The organism is Bradyrhizobium altum, from assembly GCF_020889705.1.
In the GTDB taxonomy this organism is placed as follows: domain Bacteria; phylum Pseudomonadota; class Alphaproteobacteria; order Rhizobiales; family Xanthobacteraceae; genus Bradyrhizobium; species Bradyrhizobium altum.
The window spans coordinates 1-6,575 of record NZ_JACMYP010000375.1 but is presented as its reverse complement, the minus strand read 5'-3'; the positions used below and the strand labels follow the sequence as shown (position 1 = coordinate 6,575).

Below are 6,575 nucleotides of genomic sequence, written 5' to 3'. Positions count from 1 at the left end.
CAGGCCGAGATCCCCGGCATCTCTGCCGTCATCGCCGTTGCCTCCGGCAAGGGCGGGGTCGGCAAGTCGACGACGGCGCTCAACCTTGCGCTCGGCCTGCGCGACATCGGCCTGCGCGTCGGGCTGCTCGACGCCGACATCTACGGCCCGTCGGTGCCGCGGTTGACCGGCATCCGCGAGAAGCCGCAGCTCAACGACGACAAGAAGATGATCCCGCTGCAGCGCTTCGGCCTGTCGATCATGTCGATCGGCTTCCTGGTCGAGGAGGACACCGCGATGATCTGGCGCGGGCCGATGGTGATGTCGGCGATCACCCAGATGCTGCGCGACGTCGTCTGGGGCACGCTCGATGTGCTGGTCGTCGACATGCCGCCCGGCACCGGCGACGCCCAGCTCACGTTGGCGCAGAACGTCCCGCTCAAGGGCGCCGTCATCATCTCGACGCCGCAGGACCTCTCGCTGATCGATGCGCGGCGGGGACTGGCGATGTTCAAGAAGGTCAATGTGCCGGTGCTCGGCATCGTCGAGAACATGAGCTATTTCCAGTGCCCGCATTGCGGCACGCGCTCGGACATCTTCGGCCATGGCGGCGCCCGCCACGAGGCCGAGAAACTCGGGGTGCCGTTCCTCGGCGAGATCCCGCTGCATATTGCCATCCGCGCCGCCTCCGATTCCGGCAACCCGGTGGTCGAGAGCGAACCGGCCGGCCCGCACGCGGCGATCTACCGCGCGATCGGCAGCAAGGTCCGTGAGCAGTTGCAAGGCGTCATCGCCGCCGCCTGAGCCCGCGCTGTTGTCCCGGTCAGCCGGTGGGCCTCAAAGGCCGGCATCCCGGCGGCCTTTCTTCACAGGCCTGTCGCCCTTGGACGATTGCTGAATCGCGTCCGGCCTGTATGTTTGTCCAGCACTGGCCGAATCGTACCACCGTTCCGTCAATTGAAGGCGGGCACGGGTAGCCGTAATGCGGGGAGGGGCCGTGAGGCGACCAGCGACATGGCAGCATCACGCGAAGCAGACAAGCAACGCCGTAAGCACCTGACGCGGGAGAAGCGCGAAGAGGCCTCCCGGGTGGCGTTCAACCTTGCGAAGAAATCCGACTCGATCGGCGAGGCCGCCATGGCGATCGCCAAGACGTTTGGCGTCAGCAAGACGACCGCGCAAAGCTGGATCCGGCGTGGACGGCATTTGGCCGATAAAGCCAAGAAGGCGCGAGAGGCGACGCGGCGCTGATTGCCACGCTAACCCGGTGGCTGAGTGCCGGCCGGGCGGCCCGCACGCGGCGATTTACCGCGTGACGGGGACAAGGTCTGCGAGCCCCGGCAAGCCGTCGTCGCCGCAGCCTGAGCCCGCGTTTTCCGACAAGTTTCCCGCGCCATCAGACTTTCGTTTAATTGGTGCGGTCATGCCATTGTCGCGTTTCCGTGAGGCCGCCTTCCGTGTTAAAGGGCCGACCCAGAGCGCCTCGGCGGGGCGTTTGCAAGTGTTCTGCTTGCAAGCCTCCTGCCGGAGAACTGCTTGCGGTCACCGGGAAACGCCCCTCAAGGAGAAGTCTTACGATGAAGCGTCGTGATTTTTTGAAAGTGTCTGCGGCCGGTGCTGCCGCGACGGCGGTTGCCGCGCCGGCGATTGCGCAGTCCTCGCCTGAAATCAAATGGCGCCTGACCTCGAGCTTCCCGAAGTCGCTGGACACCATCTATGGCGGTGCCGACCAGGTGGCGAAGTATGTCGCCGAAATGACCGACAACAAGTTCCAGATCCAGGTGTTTGCGGCGGGTGAGATCGTCCCCGGCCTGCAGGCGCTGGACGCGACCTCCAACGGCACGGTCGAGATGTGCCACACCGTGTCCTACTACTATGTGGGCAAGGACCCGACCTTTGCGATCTACGCGTCGGTGCCGTTCGGCCTCAACGCTCGCATGCAGAACTCCTGGTGGTACCAGGGCGGCGGCGAGGCGCTCGGCAACGAGTTCTTCAAGAAGTTCGGCGTGATCGGCTTCCCCTGCGGCAACACCGGCACCCAGATGGGCGGCTGGTTCCGCAAGGAGATCAAGACGGTCGCCGATCTCTCGGGCCTCAAATTCCGCATCGGCGGCATCGCCGGCCAGGTGCTGCAGAAGGTCGGCGTGGTGCCGCAGCAGCTCGCTGGCGGCGACATCTACCCGGCGCTGGAAAAGGGCACCATCGACGCCGCCGAGTGGGTCGGTCCCTATGACGACGAGAAGCTCGGCTTCCAGAAGGTCGCCAAGTACTACTACTATCCGGGGTTCTGGGAAGGCGGCCCGACCGTGCACGCCTACTGCAACCTCGAAAAGTGGAACGCGCTGCCGAAGAACTACCAGGCGATCCTGACCAACGCGACCGCCAACGCCAACACCTGGATGGCTGCGCGCTATGACATGCAGAACCCCTCGGCGCTGAAGCGGCTGGTTGCCGGCGGCACGCAGTTGCGTCCGTTCACCAACGAGGTGCTCGAGGCCTGCCTGAAGGCGACCAACGAGCTGTGGGGTGAAATCTCGGCCAAGAATGCCGACTTCAAGAAGTCGATCGACGCCATGCAGGCGTACCGCTCCGACCAGTATCTGTGGTGGCAGGTCGCCGAATACACCTTCGACAGCTTCATGATCCGCTCGCGCACCCGCGGCTGATCGCGCTTCGAGCGTTCGCGAGAAGAGAACGCTCGAAGCTTCGACTTAAGTAGCCCGGCCCCCGCAAGGAGGCCGGGTTTTTTGCGTCTGGCATTCACCGAGGGGATGTTCCATGCTCGCGTCCGAAGCCTCGGCACGAAGGCGGGCGCCTGATCGGTCACCGGTCATGACGGCAAAGAAACGCAGCGCGACGATCGCAAGCAGTCGACGCTCGGACAACACAATCACACAGGGTGGGAAGTAAATGAAGCGCAGAGATTTCATCAAGGTCACGGGTTTAGGTGTCGCAGGCGCGGCAACGGTCGCAGCTCCCGCGATCGCGCAATCGATGCCGGAGCTCAAATGGCGCCTGACGACGAGCTGGCCGAAGTCGCTCGACACGCTGCACGGCGGCGCCGAGCTGATGGCCAAGGCGGTCGGGGAAGCCACCGACAACAAGTTCCAGATCCAGACCTTTGCCGCCGGCGAGATCGTGCCCGGCCTGCAAGTGCTCGACGCCGTGCAGAACGGCACGGTCGAGATGGGGCACACCGCGCCCTATTACTATTTCGGCAAGGACCCGACCTTCACCTTCGGCTCCTCGGTGCCGTTCGGCCCCAACATGCGGCTCAACCAGGCCTGGTTCATGCTGGGCGGCGGCAAGGAGCTGCTCAACGAGTTCTACAGGAGCTACAACGTCACCTCGCTGCTTGCCGGCAACACCGGCTGCCAGATGGGTGGTTGGTTCCGCAAGGAGATCAACAGCGTCGACGATCTCAAGGGCCTCAAATTCCGCATCGGTGGCTTTGCCGGACGGGTGATGCAGAAGCTCGGCGCGGTGCCGCAGCAGCTCGCCGGCGGCGACATCTATCCGGCGCTGGAAAAAGGCACCATCGATGCGGCCGAGTGGGTCGGTCCCTATGACGACGAGAAGCTCGGCTTCTACAAGGTCGCGCCGAACTACTATTTCCCCGGCTGGTGGGAAGGCGGCCCGATGCTGGTGGCGATGATCAACCTCGACAAGTGGAACGCGCTGCCGAAGCACTATCAGTTCGTGCTCGAGCAGGCCGGCCATCTCGCCAACAACTGGATGATGGCGCGCTACGACCAGGCCAACCCGCTCGCACTGAAGAAGCTGCTCGCGGCCGGCACCAAGCTGCGCCCGTTCCCGTCTGCGGTGATGGAAGCGTCCTTCAAGGCCGCCAAGGAGCTGCATGCGGAGGTTTCGGCGACCAATGCCAATTTCAAGAAGGTCTACGACTCGCTGACGACGTTCTCCAACAACGGCTATCAGTGGTTCCAGGTCGCCGAAGTCGGCTACGACAATTTCATGGCACGCCACTCTCAGGCCTGACGCCACTGACTTTCAGCGCAGGCAACAATCCCGGGGCAAAGCTCCGGGATTTTTGTCTGGAGCTGGAAGAGGGCCGCCAAATGAATGCTTTTCGGCACGATTCGTGCTAGCATTGCTCAGGAGCGTGAATCAGGGCGCCATATGCGTTTCCTCGGTCTTATCCTGCGGACGCTGTTTCTGACCCTTGTGGTGGTCATCACTGCTCGCGTCGCAAGCCCGCAAAACGAAACCATCTGGTCGGCCTACGAGACGCCATCGGATCTGTTTCGCATCATCCTGGGCGCCGCGGTCTGCCTCTTCGTCGCCGTCCAGATCTTCAGGTATTCCAGAGATCCCGCTGATATGCGCAGGTGGGTCGTGATCGGCGGCGCCGCGGTGCCGTTGGCCCTGGTTTGCGCGGTCGTCATCTGGTAGGCGCCTTCGCTGATCGCGGCGGCCCAGCAATCACCGCGTAAGCTTCGCCATCAAAATGGAAACGGCAATGAGCGCACGGGAACGCGGCTCTCGAAGCTCAATCCGGTGGCCGGTCCGGTGCGGTAATGGCCGTTATAGTGCCCTCCATTTGGGCAGTAATTCGGATCCTGACGCTCCTGATCGTCGATTGTCCGGCGATAGCTTCGCTGCTGATAGCGTGTCTGCCAGCATCGGCAGTTCTGGTCACAAGCGAGCCGTACCCGAACGACGCTTGCGGGGCCTTGCGGCGACAGCCGCGTGACCTGAGCAGGCGCAGCGCAGGCAATCGACGCCATCATGGCAGCGGCCGCAGCGATGAGAAGCAGACGCGTTGTATTTTTCATATGGGTCTCATCGAGCCGATCAGCGTGAATCCCGGAAGCCAATTCAGTTGCCGGAGCGTGCCGCTATTTCCTTGGCGATCGCTTTGGCGGCGATGCTGGAGGCGTTGATACGGCAGCCGGCGTCGTGCGAACCACCGGGTTCTTCTGTTCGGTGGGACCGCCGAGATTGCTTGGCTTTTTCGGACCGCCGACCGCGCTTTGGGCGGCCGCGGATCCCGCAGAGACCGCAAGGAGCATTGCCGCCAGGGTGAGCATGTTCTTCATTCGTCGGTTCCTCCAGTCAGTAGCCTCGTACGGCGCTTCTCAGCGGGCGGGCGGCCCGTTTTCGCTGACGCGCTGCGGGGCGCTGGCGGGTAAATCCTCCAGGGCACATTTGCGCCAGTCGTCGGATGCACAATTTGTCGGCCAGCCGCCACCAAGCGCCATGAAAAGCGCGGCGCTGTCCGAGAGGCGCGTCGCCTGGGCCTGCACGCGGACCACTGCCGCCGTCAGATAGACCTGCTGGGCATTGAGCACGACCACCTGATTGACCTGCCCGAGAGCAAGCTGCTTCTGAATGATGTCGAGGCTGGCCTTGGCGGCGAGCTCGGCCTTGACGGCAGCCTGCAAGGCGCGCGCGTCGGCCTGCAGGCTGCGCAAGGCGTCGGCGACGTTCTGCATCGCCGTAACGACAGCCTGGCGATAGAGCGCATCCGCCTGGTCCACCGCGGCCTCGGCGGCCTTCTGCTTGTGGTAGAGCGTCAGGCCGTCGAACAGTGGCTGGGTCGCGCTCGCCGCGATGACGTAGAAGCTGGTCCCCGGCGTGAACAGCTCGGCGAGGCTGAAGCCGGCGGCGCCGGCATTGCCGGTGATCGTGATGTTGGGCAGCCGCGCCGCGATCGACACGCCGACCTGGGCATTCGCCGAGTGCAGCAGCGCTTCCGCGGCCCTGACGTCCGGACGCTGGGCAATCATCTTGCTCGGCAGGCTCACCGGCAGGTGTGCGGGAAGCGCCAGGCGGTCGAGCGTGAACTTCTGCAGGATTTCGTCCGCCGAGAATTGCCCGGCCAGCGACGTCAGGAGGTCGCGCTGAACCGCGAGCTGCTTTTCGAGCGGCGGCAGCAGTTGCTCGGACTGGGCCAGCGCGGCCTCCTGCGCCAGCACGTCGACCTGGGCGGCGCGCCCGCGTTGAACTGGTTCTTCACGATCTCCAGAATGCCGCGTTCGATCTTCACGACGCGCTGGATCGCGGCAATCTGGCCGCGAAGCGATGCTTCCTGGATCGCCGCGGTAACGACGTTGGCGGTCAGCGTGAGGTAGGCCGCTTCCAGCTGGAACAGTTGCTGCTCGGAAATCGCGTCGAGACTTTCGACCGCGCGAACATTCTGGCCCCAGATGTCCGGCACGAAGCTGACGTTCAATTGCGCGGTATGAAGCGAAAATACCGAAGGCGACTGGCCACCCGGGCCCGAACTCGATGCGCCGGAAATCTGCTGCTGGGCGGGCGTGTAATTTGCGCCGAGCTGCGGGAAGAACAGCCCGCGCTGCGCCAGCGCGTTGTATTGCGCGATCCTGATCGACGCTTCGGCGGCTTGCAGGGACGGGTTGTGCTCGACCGACATCTTGATCAACTCGTCGAGCGGCTTTGAGCGAAATGCCGTCCACCACCGCAGCGATACGTCCTCTCCGCTGACGAAGTGCTGCTTGGGCACGCTGGGGCCCCCGGTACTCGAGCTCGGGGAGGCCAGCTTCTCCGGCGTGTAGCGATCGACGTCCGGGGCGGCCGGCGGCGCGAAATTCGGGCCGACGGCGCAGCTTGCC

Annotated in this window: 7 protein-coding genes; 5 read left to right on the top strand and 2 right to left on the bottom strand. The window is 64.2% G+C overall.

Features of this window, described 5'->3' with window-relative positions:
• The 5 genes from H8B02_RS43990 to H8B02_RS43970 form a co-directional block, all read left to right on the top strand.
• A partial coding sequence (locus tag H8B02_RS43990; protein ID WP_233287984.1) for an Mrp/NBP35 family ATP-binding protein occupies positions 1 to 783 on the top strand: 783 nt, incomplete at its 5' end.
• Between the two features lie 153 nt (positions 784 to 936).
• Positions 937 to 1,230 (top strand): hypothetical protein, encoded by a 294-nt coding sequence (locus H8B02_RS43985; protein ID WP_229172013.1) that lies wholly within the window; start codon positions 937 to 939, stop codon positions 1,228 to 1,230.
• A gap of 326 nt (positions 1,231 to 1,556) precedes the next feature.
• A complete protein-coding gene (locus H8B02_RS43980) occupies positions 1,557 to 2,645 on the top strand; it encodes a TRAP transporter substrate-binding protein (RefSeq protein ID WP_097672506.1) in 1,089 nt (362 codons plus the stop codon).
• Positions 2,646 to 2,889: 244 nt separating this feature from the next.
• Positions 2,890 to 3,978, top strand: a complete 1,089-nt coding sequence (locus H8B02_RS43975; protein ID WP_229172012.1) for a TRAP transporter substrate-binding protein — start codon at positions 2,890 to 2,892, stop codon at positions 3,976 to 3,978.
• Positions 3,979 to 4,062: 84 nt separating this feature from the next.
• Positions 4,063 to 4,392, top strand: a complete 330-nt coding sequence (locus H8B02_RS43970) for a hypothetical protein (RefSeq protein WP_212315222.1) — start codon at positions 4,063 to 4,065, stop codon at positions 4,390 to 4,392.
• Between the two features lie 686 nt (positions 4,393 to 5,078).
• Here the strand turns inward: H8B02_RS43970 and H8B02_RS48745 are convergent.
• Entirely contained in the window at positions 5,079 to 5,918 is an 840-nt protein-coding gene (locus tag H8B02_RS48745; protein WP_312001555.1) for a TolC family protein, read from the bottom strand.
• Positions 5,831 to 6,575 (bottom strand): TolC family protein (locus tag H8B02_RS48740; protein WP_312001554.1); only part of this gene is annotated, 745 nt, incomplete at its 5' end. The genes H8B02_RS48745 and H8B02_RS48740, both read right to left, overlap by 88 nt.